The sequence below is a fragment of the Hydrogenophaga sp. A37 genome (genome assembly GCF_002001205.1).
In the GTDB taxonomy this organism is placed as follows: domain Bacteria; phylum Pseudomonadota; class Gammaproteobacteria; order Burkholderiales; family Burkholderiaceae_C; genus Hydrogenophaga.
This window is the reverse complement of the sequence record NZ_MUNZ01000150.1, coordinates 32011-55861: the sequence shown is the minus strand read 5'-3', so window position 1 is coordinate 55861 and position 23851 is coordinate 32011. Positions and strand designations below refer to the sequence as shown.

The following is a 23851-nucleotide window of genomic DNA, read 5'->3' as shown; positions in this document are numbered from 1 at the left end:
GTTTTTTATCCACAACAAAAAGCCGGGTTTGCCCGGCTTTTTTATTGATTTTTCAAATTCGAGTAGGTCAATCAGCGGCGAACTTGCAATGCGCCCGGATTGACGATATTCGTGGGCGTCCCTTTGATAAAATTCACGACGTTGTCAAACGCTGTCGAAAACAGGGTCTCGTAGTTATCGAGTTCAACATATCCGATGTGCGGTGTGCAGATGCAGTTTTCGAGTCGAAGCAAGGCGTGACCCTGTAGGATGGGCTCTGACTCAAACACGTCGATGGCGGCCATTCCAGGACGGCCCCGGTTCAACGCTGCCAACAACGCCTCGGCCTCGATGAGTTCGGCCCGAGAGGTGTTCACCAGCAGCGAAGTGGGCTTCATTTGAGACAGGTCTTCCAACGTCACGCACCCAGAGCTGCGCTCGCTCAGACGCAAGTGCAAGCTCAGAACATCAGATTGTTCAAAAAGGGCCTGGCGGCTCTGGACCACTTCGTAGCCGTCCGACATGGCCAAGGCCAAAGTGTCGTCGCTTCCCCAGATGATCACCCGCATGCCGAATGCCCGACCATAGGCTGCCACCAGTTTCCCGATGCGACCATAGCTCCAGATGCCCAGCGTCTTGCCATGCAATACCGATCCCAAGCCAAAGTTGGCGGGCATGGATGATGCCTTCAACCCGGACTGCTGCCACGCACCGTGTTTGAGGTTGGCTACATATTGGGGGATACGCCGCATGGAGGCCATGATCAAGGACCATGTGAGCTCGGCGGTGGCGATCGGTGAACTTTTGCCTTCGGCCACTGCGATGCCGCGCTCGGTACAAGCGCTCATATCAATGTGATGACCGATACGTCCTGTTTGGGCGATCAATTTGAGGCGCGGCAGCTTTTCGATCAACAGACGTGAAATCTGCGACCGCTCTCGTATTAAGACCACAACATCTGCATCGCGCAAGCGCACAGATAGTTGGCCAACGCCTTTAACCGTGTTCGTGAAAACCTTGGCGGGATAGGGCTCCAGGCGCGCAGCGCACTCCAGCTTGCGCACTGCGTCCTGATAGTCGTCGAGAATGACAATGTTCATGAGGGCTATTGTGCCCGCAAGGATCTACCAGGATCAGGTGCGACAAGGGAGGGTCAACATCCTTTGCTCAGGTCTGAAAGCTCCTTCAACTGGCTTCAGTTGCAAGCGGTTTCGGTCGACTGGTGCTCCTCCGCAGCAAGTCGATCCAGTTCAGCACACACATCTGCCATGCGACCGGAGATCACCATCCGTGCGTCATTGCGCAAACCGCTGCCCCCACCGGGAACGACCCGTACCCGGCCGACGCGGGATGACGTGAGCACACAAGTCGTTGGCGGTAACCCATTCATTTCAGGGGTGCTGATGCCCGATGCGATCCGGTTTCGCCCCAACCACCCTGCACGAGTGAAACGCTGAACCAGTTGGGGAAGGCTGCGGTGTGTGGCGGTTCTGGGTGCCGGGGCGGGCAGCCAGCTGTCGATCAATTGAAGCGGCGCGCGCCATGTGTTGGTGTTGATGCGGATTCCCATGCGAAACTCCTGTTAGGGGTTGAACACAGGCAGGATTGACGGAATGGCTGTCTCCACAGGGATGTGTCCTGCCGGCACAAAGGCCGGATGGACCAAACGCCCGCCACCTGCTGAGACAATACCGACCCGTCGGGTCAGATCTGGAAGCTGTTGCGGATCAAGCCCACGGCAAGACCCTCGATTTCAAATGGCTCTCCGGGTTGAACCAGTATGGTCTTGTAGTCGGTGTTTTCGGCGTGCAACTCAATCTGATGCTCGCGCCTCATGAACCGTTTCACGGTCACGTCATCCCCCAGGCGGGCGACCACAATCTGGCCGTTTTTCGCATCCTTGCAGGATTGCACTGCCAGAAGGTCGCCGTCGATGATGCCGACATCTCGCATGGACATGCCTCGGACCCGCAGCAGGTAGTCCGGCGTTCGCTGGAACAGGCTGCGCTCAACGTGATAGGTCTGATCCACATGCTCTTGGGCAAGAATGGGGGAGCCTGCCGCCACACGCCCAATCAGAGGCAGCATGAGCTGCGTCAGGCTGGGCAGAGGCAGTGTAAGCTGCTGCGCCCGTTGCTCGTTGATGGTTCGCAGGTCACTGCTGCGAAGGCGGATGCCACGGGAGGTGCCGCTGACCAGTTCGATCACCCCTTTTCGTGCCAGGGCTTGCAGATGCTCCTCTGCCGCATTGGCCGATTTAAACCCCAGCTCAGAAGCGATTTCTGCACGGGTCGGTGGTGCGCCGGTGCGAGCAATGGCGTTCTGGATCAATTCCAGAATCTGCTGTTGCCGGGCGGTGAGTTTGGGCGGAAACGACTCGATCATGAAAACCTCGTGGTTGGACTGATGGCGCTGGGTAAATCACTGTTTTCTTATCCAGTATCTGTATTTTTAACCAGTTTCAAAGGCTTGGCAAGTGGCTAGGACAAAAGAAGTGCAGCGTCGGGTGATTTTGGGCACGGGCGGGACCATTGCCGGGCGATCAGACCGGCAGGGCGACAACGTGGGATATGTGGCCGGAGAGGTGCGGGTAGAAGACCTGATGGCGCGCATTCCCGCGTTGTCTGACATGTCTCTGGAGGTCGAGCAGGTGGATCAGATTGACAGCAAGGACATGCACTTTGGTTTGTGGAAACGGTTGGCGGAGCGGGTTGCCCACCACTTGGCCCGAGAGGATGTCGCCGGCCTGGTGATCACGCATGGCACAGACACGCTGGAGGAAACGGCCTACTTTTTGGAAAAGGTGCTGCGGCCGAACAAGCCCGTGGTGCTCACCTGTGCCATGCGTCCTTCCACGGCGCTGGTGCCAGATGGGCCACAGAACCTGCTCGACGCCGTGAATGTGGCGGGATGCGTCGACCTTTCAGGGGTGGTGGTGGTTTGTGCGGGCATGGTTCACCGTGCGGAACACGTGGTTAAGGTGCACAGCTATCGGGTTGATGCCTTTGACTCGGGGGACGCCGGTCCTGTGGCTTGCGTTGAAGAGGGTGAAGTGCGCTGGTTTCATTCGTCCCGTCGGGGATCTGCGTACGCCGCGGGCGGCACGGCGTTGCTGGAGCAGGTTCTGAGTGCCGATGCATTGCCCAGAGTTGACATCGTGACGAGTCATGCTGACACCGACGGTGGATTGGTTCGCGCGCTGCTGGCCGCGAGCGCTGTGGATGCTGCACATCTGCCACGCGGCCTGGTGGTCGCTGCGACGGGCAACGGCACCGTTCACCGTGACCTGGAGGCGGCCTTGCGCGAAGCGCAGTTGCGCGGCGTTCGTGTGATTCGTTCCACGCGTTGCGCGCGCGGACGCGTGATCCCTGATGCCAAGAACCCGTTGCGGGACTCGGCCGGTCTGTCGCCGGTCAAGGCCCGCCTGGCGTTGGCGCTGGACCTTTTGAGTGAATGAGGTGAGATCATCTGCAACAACAAAAAACCCGGCCAAGACCGGGTTTTTTTGAAGGAAGACGGTGTCAGCGCGACAAAGCCTCGAAGGCCCGGGCGGTAATTTCTTCCACCGAGCCTGTCCCGGCAATGGCGCGGTACTTGGGTGCGGCGGTAGCGTCGGATTTGGCCCAGTTGCTGTAGTAGTCCACCAGTGGACGCGTCTGGGCGCTGTATACCTCCAGGCGCTTCTTGACGGTCTCTTCCTTGTCGTCCTCGCGTTGGATCAGCGGTTCGCCGGTCACGTCGTCCAGACCTTCGGTTTTGGGCGGATTGAACTTGACGTGGTAGGTGCGGCCTGAGGCTGGATGTGAACGGCGGCCGCTCATGCGGTCGATGATGGCGTCAAAGGGCACGTCGATTTCGAGCACGTAATCCAGCTTCACGCCAGCGGCCTTCATGGCGTCGGCCTGGGGAATGGTGCGGGGAAATCCATCGAACAGGAAACCATTGGCACAGTCGGCTTGGGCGATGCGCTCCTTGACCAGATTGATGATGAGGTCATCGCTGACCAAACCACCCGACTTCATCACCGCATCGGCCTGCAGGCCCAGTGGCGTGCCAGCCTTTACCGCAGCGCGAAGCATGTCGCCAGTGGATATCTGGGGAATGCCGTATTTTTGGCAGATGAAGGTGGCTTGGGTGCCTTTGCCGGCACCGGGAGCGCCCAACAGAATCAGTCTCATCGTCTTCCTTTTCAGCGTTTCAATCGGGACCGCCGGTCTCCGGTAGCGGCTCCCTGTTTCGCAGGGAGGGGGCGATCATTTGAGGATAGCATGGGCGACCTCGACGCTGGCTTACAGCAGAAGCCGTGAACGGCCCGCGACCAGCGCGCGCACCTGCTCAAGGTCTTCGGTGGTGTCCACACCTGGACCGGGTGCATGAGCGGCCAGATGCACGGAGATGCGCTCGCCATGCCAGAGTGTGCGCAACTGCTCCAGCGCTTCGGTGCGTTCCATCGGCGCCGCCTCCATGGTGGGAAATCGGCGAAGGAAGCCTGCCCGGTAACCGTACAAGCCGATATGGCGCAAGGGCGCCGGGGTGGGGAGATCTGACGGCGTCCCGCCGGCCATGCCATCGCGCCACCAGGCAATGGGGGCGCGGCTGAAATACAGCGCGGTGCCATGCCGGTCGGTCACCACCTTGACAACGTTCGGGTTGATGAAGTCCGCCAATCGATCAATGGCGTGGGCAGCGGTGCTCATCACGCAGTCGGGCCGCCGTTCGAGCTCGTCGGCCACCGCCCGAATCAGCTGTGGATCGATCAGAGGTTCATCGCCTTGCACATTGACCACCACCGCTTCATCGCTGAGAGACAGCAACTCACAGGCCTCGGCCAAGCGGTCACTGCCGGAAGCGTGGTCGGTCCGCGTGAGCAGTGCAGCGACCCCGTGCGTGGCACAGGCCTGCACGATGCGTTCGTCGTCGGCCGCGACCACTACGCGCGACGCGCCGCTCTGTTCGGCCTGCCGGGCCACGCGAACCACCATGGGCACGCCCCCGATGTCGGCCAGCGGCTTGTTGGGCAGGCGACTGGAGCCCATGCGCGCCGGGATGAGCACGCAGAAACCAGCGCTTCGGTTCATGCGGAGGGGGCGGGCGGGCGGGCCGCTTCCTCGTCGGTCAAGGTGCGGGCTTCGTGTTCGAGGAGGATGGGGATGCCATCACGCAGCGGGTAGGCCAGACGGGCACTGCGCGAGATCAGTTCCTGTTTTTCGCGATCAAAAACCAGCGGGCCCTTGGTAACCGGGCAGACCAGAAGTTCAAGCAGTTTGGTGTCCATGCGTCGATGATAGTCGGGCGTGCGGCAGCGCCGCCAGCCGTTGATCAAGGGCATCGAAGAAGGCCGCTTCGGGACGAAGCTGCAGGGGAACGGCCCAGCAGGCAGGCGCCTGGTTTCCGCTCAAGCCTGGCAGACAAGCGAACAGTTTGACGGCGTCTTTTTCCGTGCAGAGCAAGGTGCCAGTCGACGTGGACAGAAGATCGCGGAAATGCTCAGGCCCGGCGTGATCGGGCAGGGCCACCGTGCGGTTCAGGGTCAACCCACGTTCACGCAGCATCTCGAAAAACACCTCGGGTCGCGCAATGCCCGCCACGGCCGTCAGGGGTTGGCCTTGCAAGGCAGTCAGGGCGCACCGCTCACCGTGGGGCCCCAGCGCCTCGTCAGCCAGCCGCCGTGGAGCCCAGTACGCGGCAACACCGTCGGGCAGCGCCAAAGGGCCGGGCTCTCCAGCGCCTTCACGCTGTTGTCGCAACACCATGTCGGGTGCGTAGATTTGGCCGGACTTTGGTGGCCAGGGTTCGCGCAGCAGGCCAGCAGGCAGCAGCCAGCCGTTGCCGGTGCGCCGGTCGTCGAACACGGCGATGGCGAGGTCACGCCCCAGCGCGAGGTGCTGCAGACCGTCGTCGCAGAGCAGCACATTCACCTCGGGGTGAGCGGCCAGCAAAGCCTGCGCGGCCTGCACCCTATGCCGCGCCACAAACACCGGAAGGCCGCTGGCACGACGGATCAGGGTCGGCTCATCGCCCCCATCGTCGGCAGTGGTGTCGGCCAGCACCTCCCGAGTGTCATGGCCTTGGCGACCATGGCCGCGCGAGACGACGCCGGGCGTCCAGCCACGCGCTTTGAGGTGATCGAGCAGCGCCAACACCGTGGGTGTTTTGCCGGCACCTCCGACCACCACATTGCCCACGACGATGACCGGCACGGGCAAACGCTCCGTGCGAAAAATGCCAAGGGTGTAGAGCCTTCGTCGGCCGCTGGACAGCGCCCCGTACAGCAGCGACAGCGGCCACAGGATCGTCGCCTGCCAGCCTCGCCGCGCCCAGATCGAGTGCCAGCGGGCTTGTGCTTCTGCGCGACTCATGTTGGCGCTGAAAAGATCAGGACTTCTTGCCGCGCGAGGGAGCCGTGCCCGACTGCTGGGTGGCGAAGGTGATCTGCACCAGCCCGGCGCGCCGGGCCGCGTCCATCACGTTGATGACCGACTGGTGGGTTGCGGCCGCATCGGCGCTGATGATGATCACGACTTCGCGCGTGTCCTGCGCGGCCTGTTGCAAAGCGCGGGTGAGGACCTCGACGCTCACACCGTCCAGGACGTCCTGGTTGAGGGCATAGCGGCCGTCGCTGCTCACCGACACGATCACTTCCTTGGGCGTGGTTCGTTGCGCTTGGGCGTCGGCCACCGGCAGGTTCACCTGCAGCTGTGTGAACTTGCTGTAGGTCGTGGTGAGCATCAGAAAGATCAACACGACCAGCAGGATGTCGATGAACGGGATCAGGTTGATCTCGGGTTCATCACGGGTGCCCGGGCGGAAGTTCATGCTGACGTCCTTGGCGGGAGTGGTTTGATCGTCTTCATGCGCAGGTGGGTGCAGATCATTTGCGCAGCGTGACAAGATGGCGCGCAAAGCGTTCGGAGGCCAACTCCATGCCCAGCAGGTACTCGTCCACCCGTCCGCGGAAATAGCGCCAGAAGATCAGCGCAGGGATGGCCACCATGAGACCGAAGGCGGTGTTGTACAGCGCGATCGAAATGCCATTGGCCAACTGAGCCGGATTGCCGCCGCCGGGCACCGTGCCCATGCCACCGTCGCCGCCCTGGGAGCCGAAGATCTCGATCATGCCGATCACGGTGCCCAAAAGACCCAAGAGCGGCGCGGCCGAGGCGATGGTCGCGAGCGCGCCCAGGTACCGCTGCAGTTTGGCGGCCGCCATGCGCCCCGCGCCTTCCAGGCTGGAGCGCAGATCCTCCTCGCTGGCGCGGGGGTTGCTGTTGAGGGCACGGAAACCGCTGGCCAACACCTCGCCAAAGGCGGAGTTCTGTTCCAGCTGGGTCACCACATCGGGCCCGGGAACACCGTTGCGGGACACCATGATCGCTTCGTCCAGCAATTTGGGCGGCAGGATCTTGTCGCTTTTGAGGCTGATGAACCGTTCGATGACCAAGGCCAGACCGACGACGGAACAGAAAATGAGCGGCCAGATCGGCCAGCCAGCGGCTTGTATGATGGAAAACAAAATCAGGGCTCCAGACAAACAGCCGCGTCGCGGCTCCAGTGCAATCGTGGGATTATGTCTCAGGCTCTGGCCCCGTCCGGTCGGCTGCAGGCCCGGTTAACTCGGCGAAGCCCATGTGTTTTGTGACCCTTGGGTCATGCACAGATTCTGTGGATAACTTTGTGCAGAACCACTGCCCCATTCGCTCCAATCCCGCAGCCTGGCTGGAATTCCACATTTCGATGACCAAACAGGCAGTGCAAAATCGTTTGAAATCAATGGCTTGCCCGACCGCTTTGGCCTCGAGCCCTTCTGGATGCGAAAACCTCAGTGTTTGCGCAGTCTGTGGACACAATCTCCCCGGAGACGCCTGTGTCTGAGCCATTTTTCGACGCGGAGACCCCATTGACGCGGCGTGTCTGGGCGGTTGGTCCCCTGATGCGCGCCATTGCTGACACCTTGTCGGTGCGATTCAATCCAGTGGCGGTGCGCGGCGAGGTTTCGGGCTTTTCACGTGCAGCCAGCGGCCATTGTTATTTTTCGCTGAAGGACGACAGCGGGCAGGTGCGGTGCGCCATGTTCAAGCGCGCTGCGGAGCAACTGAACTTCACCCCCCGCGATGGCTTGTTGGTCGAGGCACAAGGCAAGCTTGATGTCTATGGTCCCCGGGGTGATCTCCAGCTCATCGTTGAGAGCCTCAAGCCCGCCGGACAGGGAGCGCTGTTCGAGCAGTTCCTGCGCTTCAAGGCGAAGCTGGAAGCCGAGGGCCTGTTCGACCCGGCGCGCAAACGCCCGTTGCCAGCCCAGCCGCGCAGCATCGGGGTTGTCACCTCGCTGGGGGCTGCAGCGCTCCGGGACGTGGTCACGGCCTTGCGGCGGCGCGTGCCCCACATCCCGGTGTTGATCTATCCCGCCGCGGTGCAGGGTATGCAGGCGCCCGCCGAACTGTGTCGCGCTCTTGAAGCCGTTTACCAGCGCCACCAAGTGCACGGCGAGAGCGAGGTGTTGCTGGTGGTGAGGGGCGGCGGATCGCTGGAAGACCTCTGGTCGTTCAATGATGAGGCGCTGGTGCGCACCCTGGCCCGCGCGCCCATGCCGGTGGTTTGTGGTGTCGGGCATGAGACCGATTTCACCTTGGCCGATTTCGTGGCCGATCTGCGTGCGCCCACACCGACGGCCGCGGCCGAGCTGTGCGCACCGTCGCGTGAGACCCGGCTCGGCGAACTGGTCTACCTTCAGGATCGCCTCGATGAGGCCGTCTACAGCGCCGTCGATCAGCGCGCCCAGCGATTGGACCGTTTGGCTCAGCGCCTGGGACGGCCCTCTGGCCGCCTGCACGACAGTCGCCAGCAGCTTGCTGGGGTGCAGCACCGGATACAAAGTGCGTTGATGCTGTTCCGGCAACACCAGAACCACCGCCTGGATGTGCTGCAGCGGTCTCTGCCGCAAGGCGCGCACCGGGCGCTGGAGGCGCACTCGCGGCGGATCGACCAAAGCGCCGCCGCGCTGGCGCTGCTCGATCCGCGCCTGGTGCTGGAGCGCGGCTATGCGTTCCTGACCGATCCACAAGGACTGGCCATCATGCGCAAGAGCCAGGCCAGACCCGGGCAAGCGCTGCGGGCCACGCTGGCCGACGGCGAACTGGGCATCACGGTCGACCATTAAGACCATCGTGCCGGCGCCGGAATTTCCGTCGCCTGCAGCCGGGCGTGGTCTTGCCTACAATGCCCCAGCACCCTGCGGCCTGACTCAACACCGACCGCTCCTTTTTCACTTTCCACACAAGAGGACCCCACATGGAACACACCCTGCCACCACTGCCATACGCCATCGACGCCCTGGCGCCTCACTACTCCCAGGAAACGCTGGAGTTTCACCACGGCAAGCACCACAACGCCTATGTGGTCAACCTCAACAACCTTCAAAAGGGCACCGAGTTTGAAGCCATGGACCTGGAGTCCATCATCAAGAAGTCCAGCGGCGGCGTGTACAACAACTCGGCCCAGATCTGGAACCACACCTTTTTCTGGAACTGCATGAAGCCCAACGGCGGCGGCGAACCTTCCGGTGCACTGGCTGCGGCCATCAACACGAAGTTCGGCAGCTACGCCGCCTTCAAGGAAGCTTTCGTCAAAAGCGCCGTGGGCAACTTCGGTTCGGGCTGGACCTGGCTGGTGAAGAAGGCCGACGGCTCGGTGGACATCGTCAACATGGGCGCCGCCGGCACCCCACTGACCACCGCCGACAAGGCGCTGCTGACAGTGGACGTGTGGGAACACGCTTACTACATCGACTACCGCAACATGCGCCCCAAGTTCGTCGAAACCTTCCTCGACAAGCTGGTCAATTGGTCGTTCGCCGAAGCCAACTTCGCCTGATCGGATTGCACGCTGGTTGAAAGGGCCCGAAGGCCATGCCTTCGGGCCCTTTTTGCTTTGCGCTGCGAAAAAAAGTTCAACTATTTGCCAGCAATTTTCGCTATATGGGATAACGATTCGAATTTTGGGTTTGAGGTCAGAGGACTGAAAGCAAAATCTCACACCATCTCCCGGTTCGGCCGATCCTCGTACGGATCAGCGGAACTCCAACAACGACATCAGGAGCCATCTCATGAGCACCCAACCATCCACCATCATTTACACGCTGACCGACGAAGCGCCGCTGTTGGCCACCAGCGCTTTTCTGCCGATCATTCGCGCGTTCACCGCGCCGGCAGGTGTGAATGTGGAGACCAGCGACATCTCGGTTGCTGCGCGCATTCTCGGCACGTTTCCGGACTTCCTGACCGAAGAGCAGCGGGTGCCTGACTACCTGGCGGAACTCGGCAAGCTGACGCTGCAGTCCAGTGCCAACATCATCAAGCTGCCCAACATCAGCGCCTCTCAGGGGCAGCTGATCGCTGCGATCAAGGAGCTGCAAGAGAAGGGCTATGCCGTGCCCGACTACCCCGAAGTGGCCAAGACGGAAGAAGAGAAGGCCATTCGCGCCCGCTACGCCCGTTGCATCGGCAGCGCCGTGAACCCGGTGCTTCGGGAGGGCAACTCCGACCGCCGCGCGCCGCGCGCCGTGAAGGAGTTTGCGCGCAAGAACCCGCACAGCATGGCCGATTGGAGCCAAGCTTCGCGTTCGCACGTTTCGCACATGCACCACGGCGACTTCTATCACGGCGAAAAGTCCATCACGCTGGACAAGGCCCGCGACGTGAAGATGGAACTCATCACCGCCAGCGGCAAGACCATCATGCTCAAGCCCAAGGTGTCGCTGCTTGACCGCGAAGTCATCGACAGCATGTTCATGAGCAAGAAGGCGCTCATGGAGTTCTACGAGAAAGAGATCGACGACGCCTACAAGACGGGCGTGATGTTCTCGCTGCACGTGAAGGCCACCATGATGAAGGTCTCGCACCCCATCGTGTTCGGCCACTGCGTCAAGATCTTCTACAAAGATGCGTTCGAGAAGCACGCCAAGCTGTTCGAAGAATTGGGCGTGAACGTCAACAACGGCATGGCCAACCTGTACGACAAGATTTCCACGCTGCCGCAAAGCAAGCAGGACGAGATCAAGCGCGACCTGCACGCCTGCCACGAGCACCGCCCTGAGCTGGCGATGGTGGACTCTGCCAAGGGCATCACCAACTTCCACTCGCCCAACGACATCATCGTCGATGCCTCGATGCCTGCCATGATCCGCAACGGCGGCAAGATGTGGGGCGCCGACGGCCGCCTGAAGGACGTGAAGGCCGTGATGCCCGAGTCGACCTTTGCCCGCATCTACCAGGAGATCATCAACTTCTGCAAGTGGCACGGCGCCTTCGACCCCAAGACCATGGGCACGGTGCCCAACGTCGGCCTGATGGCCCAGCAGGCCGAGGAATACGGCTCGCACGACAAGACCTTCGAGATCACCGAAGACGGCGTGGCCAACATCACCGACCTCGCCACCGGCGAAGTGTTGCTGAGCCAGAACGTGGAGAAGGGCGACATCTGGCGCATGTGCCAGGTCAAGGACGCCGCCATTCGCGACTGGGTCAAGCTGGCCGTGAACCGCGCGCGCAACTCGGGCATGCCGGTCGTGTTCTGGCTCGACGCCTACCGTCCGCACGAGGCCCAACTGATCACCAAGGTCAAGATGTACCTGCACGAGCACAACACCGCCGGTCTGGAAATCCAGATCATGAGCCAGGTGCGTGCCATGCGTTACACGCTGGAGCGCGTGGTCCGCGGGCTGGACACCATCAGCGCCACCGGCAACATCCTGCGCGACTACCTGACCGACCTGTTCCCCATCATGGAGCTGGGCACTTCGGCCAAGATGCTGTCCATCGTGCCGCTGATGGCAGGTGGGGGCATGTACGAAACGGGTGCGGGTGGCTCGGCGCCCAAGCACGTGCAGCAGCTGGTGGAGGAAAACCACCTGCGCTGGGACTCGCTGGGTGAATTCCTCGCGCTCGCGGTGTCGCTCGAAGACCTCGGTCTCAAGACCGGCAACAACCAGGCCAAGATCCTGGCCAAGACGCTGGACAGCGCCACCGGCAAGCTGCTGGACAACAACAAGAACCCGTCGCCCAAAACCGGCCAGCTCGACAATCGCGGCAGCCAGTTCTATCTGGCCCTGTACTGGGCGCAGGAGCTGGCAGCGCAGACCGAGGACACCGCGCTGGCCTCGAAGTTTGCGCCACTGGCCCAGCAACTCGCCGACAACGAGAAGACCATCGTGGCCGAACTCGCGGCCGTTCAGGGCCAGCCGGTGGACATCGGTGGCTACTACAAGCCAGATTTCGACAAGCTTTCGCAGGTGATGCGCCCCAGCCAGACGCTCAACGCGGTCCTGGAGGCGGCAGCCAAGGCCTGATCGGCCAGGCTGCACCGCCCAATGGACGGCGCAGCCCCCCAACAAAACAGCCCGGATTCGCGTCAGCGATCCGGGCTGTTTTGTTGTGCAGGTGGTGCTGTCAGCGGCGTGGCTCGAACAGCGACCCGCTGAGCTTCGTTCCTGCTTTCAAACCCCGTTTGGCAAACCAGCCCTGGTTCATCTCCAGCACGTAACGCACCGGTTTGGCGGAACAGTGCGAGTCCTCGGTTTGCGGCTTCATGTCGGCCAGGTTGACAATGGTGCCATCGTCGGCAACGAAGGCGGCGGTGAGCGGCAGCAAAGTGTTCTTCATCCAGAAGCACTGACCGGCGGGCTCATCGAACACAAAGACCATGCCCTCGTTGGCGGGCATGTCCTGGCGGAACATCAGCCCGATCGCGCGTTGTGTCGGCGTGGCCGCCACCTGGGCATGGATCAGGTGCATGCCAGCGGTCAATGTCACGCGCGGCAGGTTGGTTTGCGGTTCGTCGCGGGACCACGCGGGTGCCGACACGGTCACGAGCAGGGCGGCGAAGAGGGCGAGCAGTCGGTTCATGTGGGGTGGGCAGTGGTCACTGAATGAGGCATTGTGCTTCATTCATGCACGCGGCCTTCAGCGCGCTGGGCGACCAGCCGTTCGATGGCCGGCGACACCGCACCACCGAACAGGCCCCCCGTCAGCAGGTTCACCAGACCGTCTGCGGCGCCAGCAGCCGCTCGACCGGCACACCGCCGTCGAGGTGGCTGTTGAAGATCTCGGCCACGTCGGCTTCGGTCACGTTGCGGTACATCACCGCCTCCGGGTAGATCAGCACATTCGCGCCCTGATCGCAAGGGCCCAGGCAACCCGAGTAGGTCACCGACAGCTGGTCGTAGGCCTGGCGCTTCTGCTGTTCGGCCCAGAAAGCCTGCAGCACGGCGGTGCCGCCCTTGCTCGCGCACGAGCCGCGCGGGTGCTGCGGCGGACGGTTCTGGGTGCAGACGAAGACGTGGCGGGCAGGACGGGGCATGGGAGTTCCTTTGGTGTGATCGAAGTGCCGATGTCTCAACTAGAAATGCCGCGGAACCGGCTTCGCCGGGCCGCAGGCATTGCCCCTGGAAGGGGGATGCGGCTACGCGCAGCGAGCAAGCAACGGGGTCGAACCTGTTCAACCGAATTTAAACAAGATGCCGTGCCCGCCGCGCGGGTACTCCCAGTTCACGTTGGTGAACTCCGAGCAGATGATCCGGCAGCTGCCGCACTCCAGGCAGCCGTCGGTGATCAGGGTCACGCTGCCGTTGCCTTCGGTCTTGTAGCAGGAGGCCGGGCACACATAGGTGCATGACTTCTGCGCACAGTCGTTGGCGCAGATGCTGGCATCCTTGATCTGGATGTGCGGCCGGCCCGCATCCACGCGGTAGCGGTTCTGAAACAGTTTCTCTTCGACATTCACATGTACGGCAGCGGCGCTCATCGGAAAGCCCTCCAGAGTTTGACGGCGTCACCCACCAGGCCGGTGAGTGATCGCGAGGTGCGGAAGCTGGAAAGGATCTCGCGTTCCTTGGTCTTCTTGTCCACGCCATCGACCGTGAACATCTTGTGCGCGGCCTTGGACACGAGCTCGGGGTAGGTGGTGAAGAACTGGTTGTTCTTGTGGAACACCTCGGGCATGTCGCGGTACTTGTGCAGGTCTTTCATGACGAAGCTCTTGTCGAGCTCGTTCTTGTAGGTCTTGAGCACCGCTTCGCTCATGGGTTTGCCGGCGGCCTTGGCGGCGATCACGGTCTCGGCCGCCAGGCGCCCGGTGGTCATGGCCAGGTTGGAGCCCTCGCGGTGCACCGCATTGACGAAGCCGCCCGAGTCGCCCACGATCATCCAGCCGTTGCCATAGACCTTGGGGATGGCGTAGAAGCCGCCTTCGGGGATCAGGTGGGCGGCGTATTCCTTCATCTCACCGCCCTGGATTAGCGGGGCGATGGACGGGTGCTGTTTGAGCTTTTCCAACAGGGCGTAGGGGCTGGTCTTGTTCACGCTGCCCTTGAAATCGCCCAGCATGCAGCCGATGCCAATGGTGAGCGATTCCTTGTTGGTGTAGAGGAAGCCCGTGCCCATCATGCCGTCGGTGATCTTGCCGACCATCTCGATCACCACGCCTTCTTCTTCACCGATGTTGAAGCGCTGGCGGATCGTGTCTTCGGGCATGAAGAGGATCTCTTTCACCGCGAGCGCGACGTTGCTGTCCTTGATCTCGCCGTGGAAACCGGCCTTGCGCGCCAGCGTGCTGTTCACGCCGTCGGCCAGGATCACCACGTCGGCGTACACGTCGCCGGCCTCGCGGTCGCACTGCACGCCCACCACCTGCTCGCCGTCCATGATGAGGTGGTTGACCGTGGTCTCGCAGATCAGCAGCGCGCCGGCTTCGCGCACCTTGGAGCTGAACCACTTGTCGAACTGCGCGCGGATGATGGTGTAGCGGTTGTAGGGCGGCTTGTTGTATTCATCGCTGCGGTAGTGCGTGCCGACGAAGCTGTTGTCGTCGAGCACCCAGACGCGCTGTTCGATGATGTGGCGCTCCAGCGGCGCGTCGTCGCGGAAGTCGGGAATGATCTTCTCCAGCGCGTCGCTGTAGAGGATGGCGCCCTGCACGTTCTTCGAACCCGGGTATTCGCCGCGTTCGATCTGCAGGACCTTGAGGCCGGCCTTGGCCAAGGTGTAGGCGCAGGCATTGCCCGAGGGCCCCGCGCCCACCACGATGGCGTCGAATTGAGAGGGTTTTTTCATGGCGTTCCCCGAAGGTGTATGGGATCAGGCAACTTGTGCGCTGCGCTTGGACAGGTGTTCGGCGAACGCCTTCGTCAAAGCCGGCAGCACCAGCATCGCGTTGCCGACGATGCCGTAGTGCGCGAATTCGAAGATGGGCGCGTTCGGGTCGGTGTTGATGGCGACGATCACATCCGATCCCTCCATGCCCACGCGGTGCTGCACCGCGCCCGAGATGCCGGCGGCGATGTAGAGCTTGGGCCGCACCGTCTTGCCGGTCTGGCCCACCTGGCGCTCGGCCTCGACCCAGCCCGCCTGCACGCAGGGCCGGGTGGAACCCACCTCGCCGCCCAGCACCCGTGCCAGCTCGAACACCAGCTTGAAGTTGTCGGGGTTCTTCAGGCCCTTGCCGCCGCTCACGATCACGTCCGCGTAGGGCAGGTTGATCTTGTTGCTGTGGGCGTCGGCGATGAAGTCCAGCAGCTTGGTGACGATCTGTGTCTCCACCATGCCCAGCATGTCGTGGACCAGAGTGCCGCTGCGGCTGCTGTCGGCCTTGGGCATCAGCATCACGCGCGGACGCACCGTGGCCATCTGCGGCCGGTAGGCCAGGGTCATGATGGTGCAGTAGAGCGAGCCGCCGAAGGTGGGGCGTGTGGCGGCCAGGGCTTTGGAGACCGGGTCGATGTTGAGCTCGGTGCAGTCGGCCGTCAGGCCGGTGAGCAGCGTGGTGGCCACCGATCCCGCGAGGTCGCGGCCTTGTGAGGTGGCGCCCAGCAGCAGGATCTCGGGCTTGTACTTGTTCACCAGGTCGGTGAGGCCCTTGGTGAAGGGCTCGTTGCGGTAACCCTTGAGCACCGGGTCGGTCATCAGATAGCAGGTGTCGGCGCCGAAGCTGATGGCCTCGGCCGCGAACTTGTCCAGGTGCTCGTCGGCGCCGCCCAGCAGCACCGCGCCGACCGGGCTGCCCAGCGTGTCGGCGAGCTTGCGCGCTTCGCCCAGCAGCTCCCACGACACGCTGTGCACATGGCCGCGGTCGTGTTCGACGAACACCCAGACGCCCTTGTAGGCCTTGAGCTCTTCCGACAGTTCGAGGTTGCGGCCGCGGCCGGCGGGGCGCTTGGCGGGTGCAGCAGGTTCGGTCATTTCAGATCTCCAGCGAACGAAGGGAAGCCAACCGGGAAACACCGCAGAACCGGCTTTGCCGGGCTTCTGGTGTTGCCCCTTGAGGGGCGGAGCGCAGCGACGGGGGTGGTCTTGTTCATGACATTTCCTTCATCAACAAATCGGCTTCGAGTGTTGGGTGGCGGGTGAAAACCTTCTGCAGCAGGTTGAGCGAGATGTCGCGCAGGTTGGAGGTTTCCAGGTCCAGCATCTCCACCTTCTCGGTGCGCGGAGAAGGTCCAAAAACCTTGCTCACCACGGTTGGCGAACCCTTCAGACCAATCTTGCCGAGGTCTTCGATGGCGGCGTCCTCCTTGCTCCATTTGCGCACCGGGTAGGCGGCGGCGTGGATCATGGCGGGCAGGTTGGCGAAGCGCATCTCGTTGGTGTTCTCCAGCATCGTGATCAGGCAGGGCAGGGCGGTCTTCAGCACCTGCACACCGCCTTCGGCGCGGCGCTCCACCGTGATCGTGCGGCCGTCCAGATCGGTCTCGACGATGCGCGACACATAGGTCAGCAGCTGCAGACCCATGCGTTTGGCAATGCCCGGGCCCACCTGGGCGGTGTCGCCGTCGATGGTCTGCTTGCCGGTGAAGACGATGTCCACCGCCTGCTCTTTGGCGATCTGCCGGATGCCGGCGGCCAGCGCATAGGAGGTGGCCAGCGTGTCGGCGCCGGCGAAGGCGCGGTCGGTCACGAGCACCGCGTCGTCGGCACCGAAGCTGATGCATTTGCGCAGCGCTTCTTCGGCCTGTGGCGGGCCCATGCACATCACGGTCACCTTGCCGCCGAACTTGTCCTTCAGGCGCAGGGCTTCTTCGAGCGAGAACAGGTCGTAGGGGTTGACGATGGCCGGCACGCCCTGGCGCATGATGGTGTTGGTGACCGGGTGGACCCGGATCTGTGCCGAGTCCGGCACTTGTTTGATGCAGACGACGATGTGCATGGTTTTCTCCGTTGCGGGGTTCAGGCGACAGCGCGTTGCGGCAGCGATGTTTTCAGGCTGTCCAGCGTGACGTGCTGTTTGCCGCCGACGTCCTGGAACACCTTGAACACCTTTTCCTGTGCCGGCGTGGAGGTCACGAAATCGGCGTAGGCCTTGACCAGCTGTTCGCGGTAGACGGTGTAGAGCGCGAGCTCGTCGTCGGCCGAAGGCAGGGTCTGCTGGCGGATGTACTGGAAGAAGCGCTTGAGGATGTGCAGCCGGCTCACGTTGACCACCGACTGCTCGAACGGCACGCCGAAGTACTGCAGAAAGTCCTCGGCCGATGACAGGGCCTTGAGCTGTTGAACGAAGTTTTCCATTGGGCGTTACTCCACGGTGGCGGGTTGTAGATGGGATTTCGCGGTCGCGAACCCCGGTTCGGCACATTGATCGTCACAAAGACCGCAGGCGCTGTCGGCGCTGGCGAGCCCTTGGCTGTGGGCCAGGCTGCGTTCCAGCTGGGCCACGCGGTCGAGCAGGCAGGCAATCGCCTTGCCCACCGGGTCGGGGATGAGGTGGTGTTCGAGGTCGAAGCCGTGCGTGGTGCGGCGCGCCGGCGCGACCACGCGGCCCGGGATGCCGACCACGGTGGCACCGGCCGGCACGGCCTCGATCACCACCGAATTGGCCGCCACGCGGGCGCCGTCGCCGACCTTGATCGGACCGAGGATCTTGGCGCCGGCGCCCACCACCACCTGGTGGCCCAGCGTCGGGTGGCGCTTGCCGGCGCGCCAGCTCGTGCCGCCCAGCGTGACGCCGTGGTAGAGCGTGACGTCGTTGCCGATCTCGGCCGTTTCACCGATGACGACACCGGTGCCGTGGTCGATGAAGAAGCGGGCGCCGATGCGGGCACCGGGGTGGATGTCGATCTGCGTCAGCAGGCGCGACACAAACGACAGCCAGCGTGGCAGGTAGCGCCAGCCGCGGGTCCACAGCGCGTGGGCCAGGCGGTGCAGGGCGATCGCCTGCAGGCCGGGGTAGATGGTCCAGACCTCGATCAGGCTGCGCGCGGCCGGGTCGCGCTTCAGCACGCAGCGCGCGTCTTCACGCAGCAGGGTCCACCAGCCTGCGGGCACTGCTGCGCCGGTGGCCGTGGTGTCGCTGCTGCCCTGTGCGTTCATGCCCGTCCCCAGGCCGGGGCCACGTGGGCCAGGTTGTGCGCGTCCATCAGAAAGCCGCGCAGCTCTTCGGGTGTGGCTTCCTGCTTCACGCGCATGGCGTGTTCGCGGATGCGGGCCAGCACGCGTTCGGTCAGCGCATCGTCTTCGATGGTCAGGCCCATGGCGCCGAAGGCTAGGCGAACCGCCTGCGAGCCCGAGTGTTTGCCGAGCACGGTGCGGCGCTCGCGGCCGAGCTCGCCTGGGTCGAAACCTTCGTAGGTCGAGGGGTGCTTCTGCAACCCGTCGATGTGGATGCCCGACTCGTGGGTGAACACGGCTTCGCCGACGATGCTCTTGTTGAAGGCCACCGAGCGCCCCGAGGCGCGGGCCACGAGTTGCGAAATACCGAGCAGAGCGTGGGTGTCGACGCCGGTGTGTGTCTGCTGCAGGTGGCGAGCGGCCATCACCACCTCTTCCAGCGCGGCGTTGCCGGCGCGTTCGCCCAGGCCGTTGACGGTGGTGTTGGCGTGGCTCGCACCAGCGCGCGCGGCGGCCAGGGTGTTGGCGGTGGCCAGGCCCAGGTCGTCGTGGGCGTGCATTTCAATGTCGATCTCCACCGCGTCGCGCAGGCGGGCGATGGCATCAAAGGTGGCAAACGGGTCGAGCACACCCAGGGTGTCGGCAAAGCGGATGCGGCTGGCGCCGCAGGCCTGGGCGCGGCGCGCGACCTCGATCAAAAAGTCGCTGTCGGCGCGCGAAGCGTCTTCGGCGCCGAACGAGATCTGGCGCCCGCTCTGTGCGGCTTTGCTGATCAGGCGCGTGACCTGCTCCAGCACCCATTCGCGCGACTGGCGCAGTTTGTACTGCAGGTGGATGTCAGACACCGGCATCGAGAGGTGCACGATCTGCGCGTCGCAGCGCAGCGCGCTGGCCAGGTCGGTCTCTGTCAGGCGGCCCCAGACCATGAGCTTGGCGGGCAGCTTGAGTGCGGCGATGGCGTTGATGCAGGCGATTTCCTCTTCACCCATGGCGGGGATGCCGATCTCCATCTCGGCCACACCCGCGGCCGAGAGGGCCGTGGCGATGGCGCATTTCTCGGACACTGTGAACGCCACCCCGGCGGTTTGTTCGCCGTCGCGCAGCGTGGTGTCGTTGATGATGAGATTGCGTGGCATGTGAGCAGCATCCTTTGGTGGGCTTGATCGCAAGCACCGTGCCACCTGTTTGGACGCTTCAAAACCCGCTTTCTCGCGGCGTGTGGGGCCGGTTTGTCGGGTCTGGTCTGCTGGGTGTGTTCTGCCCTTGCTTTGCCTCTGTCGGAAATGTGTTGTTTCGGACAGCCGCGGTGCTTCTCAATGCGGAGCCTCTCGTTCGTTACCCCTCGCGTGCTGCGGCAGGCGCTGTGCGGTGGGGGCTTCCGGGGTGGTCGGCTTCGCCGACTTCGCTGTGTGCGCCCGTCTGGGTCCGGCGCGGCCAAACTCGCGCCGTTCGCTGCGCTCTCTCTGCTCAGACAGTGGCCGCGAGTCAGTCAACGAAGCGCGCACTTGCGCGCCCGGCCCCAGACGGGCGGACACAGCCACCTCGGAAAATCGCCCCCACCGCACAGCGCCTGCCGCAGCAACCAACGTGTGGGTGTTCCAAGGGTTGCACGCCAACAGCTTTCCTGCCAAGGCGTGTGCGCTCAGGCCGCAGCGCGCCTTGTGAGGCGCCGAGAAGCGCAGGGGTCGTGGCCGCGCGCGCAGCGCGCTTCGTCAACTGATTCGTCGCCATGTCTGAGCAGAGAGAGCGCAGCGAACGGCGCGAGTTTGGCGACGGGGCCACGGCCGCGAGCATCGCAGGGGAGTCGGCGCACCGCGCCGGCCGCTTCACTCAAGCGCTGCGGCCTGAGCGCACACGCCTTGGCCGCGAGGCGCCACGAACGAAATCTGCGGCCTACCCATAAAGCAAAAAGCAAGAAGGCAAGATCAATGCTCGCGCGCATGGTTGCGCGTGTGGCGCGGAAACTCGATCACCAGATCGGCCTCGCGCAGCTTGACGCAGCAGGCCAGGCGCGACTGCGCGTCCAGCCCCCAGGCGTGGTCCAGTTGGTCTTCCTCGTCGTCTTTCGGCTTTGACAAGGAAGCGCCGCCTTCGCGCACGTAGACGTGGCAGGTGGCGCAGGCGGCCACCATCTCGCAGGCGTGTTCGATGGCGATGCCGTGGTTCAGGAAACCCTCGCACAAGGACTCGCCCTTGGGCAGTTCGATCTCGCGCCCCTCGGGGCAGAGGTCGGGGTGGGGCAGCAGGCGGACTTTGGGCATGGGGTTCCTAGGGAATCAAACTGTCCATGGCGCGGCCTGCCAATGCTTTCTGGATCGAGGCGTTCATGCGCCGCGCCGCAAAAGCGTCGGTGGCGGCGGAGAGCGCGTTGGTGCTTTGGCGCAGCGCTTCCACCGGGGCCTCGGTCTCCAGGCTGTCGGCCACCGCGTACAGCGCTTTGTGAATGGCGTCGAGTTCGCTTGGGTTGAGCAGAGCGCCGTCTTCTGCGAGCGCGCTTTCGGTCGCGTCCAGCAGCCGCCGCGCGTCGATCTGCGCCTCGCGCAACGCGCGCAGCCGCATGTCGGATTGAGAGGCCGCAATCGCGTCCTGCAACATGGATGCGATCTGTTCATCACCCAAGCCGTAGCTCGGCTTCACCTCGATGTGCGCCTCAATGCCGCTGCTCTGCTCGCGCGCGCTGACCGAGAGCAAGCCGTCGGCGTCGATCTGGAAACTCACGCGGATGTGCAGCGCGCCGGCCACGGCGGGGGGCAGGCCGCGCAGCTCGAAGCGCGCCAGCGATCGGCAGTCGGCGACCGACTCGCGTTCGCCTTGCACCACGTGCAGCGACATCGCGGTCTGGCCGTCCTTGAAGGTGGTGAAGTCCTGCGCGCGCACCGTGGGCAGGGTGGAGTTGCGCGGAATCACTTTCTCCACCAGGCCACCCATGGTCTCAATGCCGAGAGAGAGTGGGCAGACATCAAGCAGCAGCCACTGGTCGCCGCTGCCGTTGCCGGCGAGCACGTTGGCCTGCAGGGCGGCGCCGATGGCGACCACCTGGTCGGGGTCGAGGTCGGCCAGCGGTTCGAGACCGAAGTAGTCGCGCACCGCGTCGCGCGTGATCGGCATGCGGGTCGAGCCGCCCACCAGCACCACGCCGGTGATCAGGGCGGTGGAGAGTTGTGCGTCGCGCAGCGCGCGTTTGGTGGCGCTGAGCGTGCGCGCGATCAGCGGTGCGCCGAGCGTGGCGAACTGGGTACGCGAGAGGATGGCCGCGAGCGACTGGCCGTCGGCCAGCATGAGGCAGAGTTCGGCGCTGTCGTGGCTGGAGAGTTTTTCTTTGGCCGCGCGTGCCGCCGTCAGCAGGGCACGCTGTTGCGACGGCGGCAACGCGGCCACGCCGTTCAAACCGTGCTCGGCGCAGAACCAGGCCGCAATGGCGCTGTCAAAGTCGTCGCCACCCAGGGCCGAATCGCCGCCGGTGGACAACACCTCGAACACGCCCTGGGTGAGCTTGAGGATGGAGATGTCGAAGGTGCCGCCGCCGAGGTCGTAGACCGCAAAGGTGCCTTCGGCCTGCTGGTCCAGGCCGTAGGCAATCGCCGCGGCGGTGGGCTCGTTGAGCAGGCGCAGCACGTGCAGGCCGGCGATGCGCGCCGCGTCCTTGGTGGCCTGGCGCTGCGCGTCGTCAAAGTAGGCCGGCACGGTGATCACCACGCCGGAGAGCGGGCCACCCAGCGAGGCTTCGGCGCGCTGGCGCAGCGTGTTCAGGATCTCGGCCGACACCTGCACCGGCGAGCGCTCGCCCGCCACGGTGTGCAGTCCCACCATGCCCGGCCCGTCCTTGAACTGGTAGGGCAGGGCGGCCGCGTCTTTCAGATCGGCCAGCGAGCGGCCCATGAAACGTTTGACCGAGACGATGGTGTTGTGCGGGTCGATGGCCTGCTGCGCCTGGGCATCACGCCCGACCACCGTGGCACCGTCTTCCAGGTAACGCACCACCGACGGCAGCAGCATGGCACCGTGTTCGTCGGGAAGGCACTCGGCCACCGCGCTCTTCACGCTGGCGATCAGTGAGTTGGTCGTGCCCAGGTCGATGCCTGCGGCCAGGCGGTGCTGGTGAGGCGCAGCGCTTTGTCCAGGTTCAGCGATTTGAAGCAGGGCCATGGTGTTTGTTGCTCAGGTCGGATCGGCCGGAACGGCGAGACAGTGAAGCGCCTTCACACGGCAAAGGATTCGCCGCAGCCGCAGCTATTTTTAGCGTTGGGGTTGTTGAACTTGAAGCCTTCGTTCAGGCCTTCGCGCACGAAGTCGAGCTCTGTGCCGTCCAGCATGGCGAGGCTCTTGGCGTCGACGATGAGCTTGGTGCCCTGGGTCTCGAAGCACTGATCGTCGGCGTTCAGTGTGTCGACGAACTCCAGCGCGTAGGCGAAGCCCGAGCAGCCGCTGGTCTTGACGGCGAGGCGCAGACCGATGCCGCTGCCGCGCTTGGCCAGCGATTTTTCAACGTGCCGCGCGGCGGCGGGGGTCAGTGAAACTTGCATGGGGTTTCCTTTCTTCTTTGGCTGGCTGGCCCCTCACCCCAGCCCTCTCCCCAGAGGGGCGAGGGAGCAAGAGGCGCAAAGGGCTGTTCCATCTCACACGGAGAACGAGGAACCGCATCCGCAGGTGGTCGCCGCGTTCGGGTTGTGGATCACGAAGCGCGAGCCCTCCAGGCCGTCTTCAAAATCGACCCGCGCGCCGAGCACGTACTGCTGGCTCATGGCATCGACCACCAGGGCCACGCCGGCGGTCTCGGTCAGGGTGTCGTCTTCGTTGACCTGGTCGTCAAAGGCGAAGCCGTACGAGAAGCCCGAGCAGCCGCCGCCGGTCACGTACAGGCGCAGCTTGAGGTTGGGGTTGCCCTCTTCGACGATCAGTTCGGCCACCTTGGCCGCGGCCGCTGGCGTGAACTCCAGCATGGGCGGCATGGCGATGGGGTCGGCGGGGGTTGAGGCAGCGGCAGCGACTTGCATGGTGGTGACTCCGGTGGGTGTGACAGGGGTTTAACGCGTGCTGGAGGCGCAGGCGGGCTGCTCCGAGACCAGGGTGGTGGCTTCGCCCGTGGCCTGGCGCGAGCGGAAGTCGGCCACGGCCGCCTTGATGGCGTCTTCGGCCAGGATGGAGCAGTGGATCTTCACGGGCGGCAGGGCCAGTTCTTCGGCGATCTGCGAGTTCTTGATCGCCAGCGCTTCGTCCAGCGTGCGGCCACGCACCCACTCGGTCACCAGCGAGCTCGACGCGATCGCCGAGCCGCAACCGTAGGTCTTGAACTTGGCGTCTTCGATCACGCCCTGGGCGTTGACGCGGATCTGCAGGCGCATCACGTCGCCACAGGCCGGCGCGCCGACCATGCCGGTGCCAACGCTCGCGTCGTTGGCGTCGAAGGCGCCCACGTTGCGCGGGTTTTCATAGTGATCGACGACTTGTTCGCTGTAGGCCATGGTGCTTCTCCGGGAGGGTGTGTGACAAATGAAATGGGG

At 63.8% G+C, this 23851-nt stretch carries 28 protein-coding genes; 5 read left to right on the top strand and 23 right to left on the bottom strand.

The annotated features are described in order from the left end of the window. Nucleotides 1-71 precede the first annotated feature (71 nt). From B0E41_RS21095 to lexA, 3 genes are all read right to left on the bottom strand, one after another. On the bottom strand, nt 72-1079 hold the full coding sequence (locus B0E41_RS21095) for a D-2-hydroxyacid dehydrogenase family protein (protein ID WP_077334139.1): 1008 nt from the start codon (nt 1077-1079) through the stop codon (nt 72-74). Nucleotides 1080-1174: 95 nt separating this feature from the next. Then, nucleotides 1175-1549 carry a hypothetical protein gene (locus tag B0E41_RS26795; RefSeq protein ID WP_143433942.1) on the bottom strand — a complete coding sequence of 125 codons (375 nt, stop codon included), beginning with the start codon at nt 1547-1549 and terminating at the stop codon, nt 1175-1177. Between the two features lie 134 nt (nt 1550-1683). Beyond that, on the bottom strand, nt 1684-2364 hold the full coding sequence (gene lexA, locus B0E41_RS21090; RefSeq protein ID WP_077334137.1) for a transcriptional repressor LexA: 681 nt from the start codon (nt 2362-2364) through the stop codon (nt 1684-1686). A gap of 109 nt (nt 2365-2473) precedes the next feature. Between lexA and B0E41_RS21085 the strand changes: the two genes are divergently transcribed. Beyond that, entirely contained in the window at nt 2474-3436 is a 963-nt protein-coding gene (locus B0E41_RS21085; protein WP_077334135.1) for an asparaginase, read from the top strand. A gap of 64 nt (nt 3437-3500) precedes the next feature. Here the strand turns inward: B0E41_RS21085 and adk are convergent, their stop codons facing one another. The 6 genes from adk to B0E41_RS21055 form a co-directional block, all read right to left on the bottom strand. Continuing rightward, complete coding sequence (adk, locus tag B0E41_RS21080; RefSeq protein ID WP_077334133.1) at nt 3501-4157, bottom strand: adenylate kinase; 657 nt, start codon at nt 4155-4157, stop codon at nt 3501-3503. A gap of 111 nt (nt 4158-4268) precedes the next feature. Beyond that, nucleotides 4269-5057 carry a 3-deoxy-manno-octulosonate cytidylyltransferase gene (gene kdsB / locus B0E41_RS21075; protein ID WP_077334131.1) on the bottom strand — a complete coding sequence of 263 codons (789 nt, stop codon included), beginning with the start codon at nt 5055-5057 and terminating at the stop codon, nt 4269-4271. Further along, nucleotides 5054-5254 carry a Trm112 family protein gene (locus B0E41_RS21070; RefSeq protein ID WP_077334129.1) on the bottom strand — a complete coding sequence of 67 codons (201 nt, stop codon included), beginning with the start codon at nt 5252-5254 and terminating at the stop codon, nt 5054-5056. Before B0E41_RS21070 ends, kdsB begins: the two co-directional genes overlap by 4 nt. Beyond that, complete coding sequence (gene lpxK / locus B0E41_RS21065; protein ID WP_077334127.1) at nt 5235-6338, bottom strand: tetraacyldisaccharide 4'-kinase; 1104 nt, start codon at nt 6336-6338, stop codon at nt 5235-5237. The genes B0E41_RS21070 and lpxK overlap by 20 nt, the downstream gene beginning before the upstream one ends. A gap of 16 nt (nt 6339-6354) precedes the next feature. After that, complete coding sequence (locus tag B0E41_RS21060; RefSeq protein ID WP_077334125.1) at nt 6355-6795, bottom strand: biopolymer transporter ExbD; 441 nt, start codon at nt 6793-6795, stop codon at nt 6355-6357. Between the two features lie 55 nt (nt 6796-6850). Beyond that, nucleotides 6851-7492 (bottom strand): MotA/TolQ/ExbB proton channel family protein, encoded by a 642-nt coding sequence (locus B0E41_RS21055; protein ID WP_077334123.1) that lies wholly within the window; start codon nt 7490-7492, stop codon nt 6851-6853. A gap of 417 nt (nt 7493-7909) precedes the next feature. Between B0E41_RS21055 and xseA the strand changes: the two genes are divergently transcribed. From xseA to B0E41_RS21040, 3 genes are all read left to right on the top strand, one after another. Continuing rightward, nucleotides 7910-9136 carry an exodeoxyribonuclease VII large subunit gene (xseA, locus tag B0E41_RS21050; RefSeq protein ID WP_077334121.1) on the top strand — a complete coding sequence of 409 codons (1227 nt, stop codon included), beginning with the start codon at nt 7910-7912 and terminating at the stop codon, nt 9134-9136. Nucleotides 9137-9267: 131 nt separating this feature from the next. Further along, nucleotides 9268-9849: a Fe-Mn family superoxide dismutase gene (locus B0E41_RS21045; protein ID WP_077334119.1), complete on the top strand. Its 582-nt coding sequence runs from the start codon at nt 9268-9270 to the stop codon at nt 9847-9849. Between the two features lie 232 nt (nt 9850-10081). Beyond that, entirely contained in the window at nt 10082-12322 is a 2241-nt protein-coding gene (locus tag B0E41_RS21040) for an NADP-dependent isocitrate dehydrogenase (protein ID WP_077334117.1), read from the top strand. A 100-nt stretch (nt 12323-12422) separates the two neighbouring features. Here B0E41_RS21040 and B0E41_RS21035 read toward each other — a convergent pair whose 3' ends face one another. The 9 genes from B0E41_RS21035 to nifV all read right to left on the bottom strand — a co-directional run bounded on the left by B0E41_RS21035 (nt 12423) and on the right by nifV (nt 19486). Then, on the bottom strand, nt 12423-12878 hold the full coding sequence (locus B0E41_RS21035) for a DUF192 domain-containing protein (RefSeq protein ID WP_077334115.1): 456 nt from the start codon (nt 12876-12878) through the stop codon (nt 12423-12425). A gap of 130 nt (nt 12879-13008) precedes the next feature. After that, entirely contained in the window at nt 13009-13332 is a 324-nt protein-coding gene (locus tag B0E41_RS21030) for a (2Fe-2S) ferredoxin domain-containing protein (RefSeq protein WP_077334113.1), read from the bottom strand. 138 nt (nt 13333-13470) lie between these two features. Next, a complete protein-coding gene (locus tag B0E41_RS21025) occupies nt 13471-13776 on the bottom strand; it encodes a ferredoxin family protein (RefSeq protein ID WP_077334111.1) in 306 nt (101 codons plus the stop codon). After that, the gene (locus B0E41_RS21020) at nt 13773-15083 is read right to left on the bottom strand and encodes an FAD-dependent monooxygenase (RefSeq protein WP_077334109.1); all 1311 of its coding nucleotides are present in this window, start codon (nt 15081-15083) and stop codon (nt 13773-13775) included. Before B0E41_RS21020 ends, B0E41_RS21025 begins: the two co-directional genes overlap by 4 nt. A gap of 24 nt (nt 15084-15107) precedes the next feature. Continuing rightward, nucleotides 15108-16208, bottom strand: coding sequence for an electron transfer flavoprotein subunit alpha/FixB family protein (locus tag B0E41_RS21015; protein ID WP_077334107.1), 1101 nt, complete (start codon nt 16206-16208; stop codon nt 15108-15110). 115 nt (nt 16209-16323) lie between these two features. Further along, a complete protein-coding gene (locus B0E41_RS21010) occupies nt 16324-17172 on the bottom strand; it encodes an electron transfer flavoprotein subunit beta/FixA family protein (RefSeq protein ID WP_077334105.1) in 849 nt (282 codons plus the stop codon). 20 nt (nt 17173-17192) lie between these two features. After that, nucleotides 17193-17531, bottom strand: a complete 339-nt coding sequence (nifW, locus tag B0E41_RS21005) for a nitrogenase stabilizing/protective protein NifW (protein ID WP_077334103.1) — start codon at nt 17529-17531, stop codon at nt 17193-17195. A 6-nt stretch (nt 17532-17537) separates the two neighbouring features. Beyond that, the gene (gene cysE, locus B0E41_RS21000; RefSeq protein WP_077334101.1) at nt 17538-18332 is read right to left on the bottom strand and encodes a serine O-acetyltransferase; all 795 of its coding nucleotides are present in this window, start codon (nt 18330-18332) and stop codon (nt 17538-17540) included. Further along, the gene (nifV, locus tag B0E41_RS20995) at nt 18329-19486 is read right to left on the bottom strand and encodes a homocitrate synthase (protein ID WP_077334099.1); all 1158 of its coding nucleotides are present in this window, start codon (nt 19484-19486) and stop codon (nt 18329-18331) included. The genes cysE and nifV overlap by 4 nt, the downstream gene beginning before the upstream one ends. Nucleotides 19487-20079: 593 nt before the next feature. Between nifV and B0E41_RS27225 the strand changes: the two genes are divergently transcribed. Next, nucleotides 20080-20253: a hypothetical protein gene (locus tag B0E41_RS27225; RefSeq protein ID WP_171984839.1), complete on the top strand. Its 174-nt coding sequence runs from the start codon at nt 20080-20082 to the stop codon at nt 20251-20253. A 22-nt stretch (nt 20254-20275) separates the two neighbouring features. Here B0E41_RS27225 and fdx read toward each other — a convergent pair whose 3' ends face one another. The 5 genes from fdx to iscU form a co-directional block, all read right to left on the bottom strand. Then, entirely contained in the window at nt 20276-20611 is a 336-nt protein-coding gene (fdx, locus tag B0E41_RS20990; RefSeq protein WP_077334097.1) for an ISC system 2Fe-2S type ferredoxin, read from the bottom strand. A 7-nt stretch (nt 20612-20618) separates the two neighbouring features. After that, nucleotides 20619-22496, bottom strand: coding sequence for a Fe-S protein assembly chaperone HscA (gene hscA, locus B0E41_RS20985; RefSeq protein WP_077334093.1), 1878 nt, complete (start codon nt 22494-22496; stop codon nt 20619-20621). A 53-nt stretch (nt 22497-22549) separates the two neighbouring features. Next, the gene (gene iscA, locus B0E41_RS20980; protein ID WP_077334091.1) at nt 22550-22873 is read right to left on the bottom strand and encodes an iron-sulfur cluster assembly protein IscA; all 324 of its coding nucleotides are present in this window, start codon (nt 22871-22873) and stop codon (nt 22550-22552) included. Nucleotides 22874-22966: 93 nt separating this feature from the next. Continuing rightward, nucleotides 22967-23344, bottom strand: coding sequence for an iron-sulfur cluster insertion protein ErpA (gene erpA / locus B0E41_RS20975; protein ID WP_077334089.1), 378 nt, complete (start codon nt 23342-23344; stop codon nt 22967-22969). A 30-nt stretch (nt 23345-23374) separates the two neighbouring features. After that, the gene (iscU, locus tag B0E41_RS20970) at nt 23375-23812 is read right to left on the bottom strand and encodes a Fe-S cluster assembly scaffold IscU (RefSeq protein ID WP_077334087.1); all 438 of its coding nucleotides are present in this window, start codon (nt 23810-23812) and stop codon (nt 23375-23377) included. Nucleotides 23813-23851: the final 39 nt, after the last annotated feature.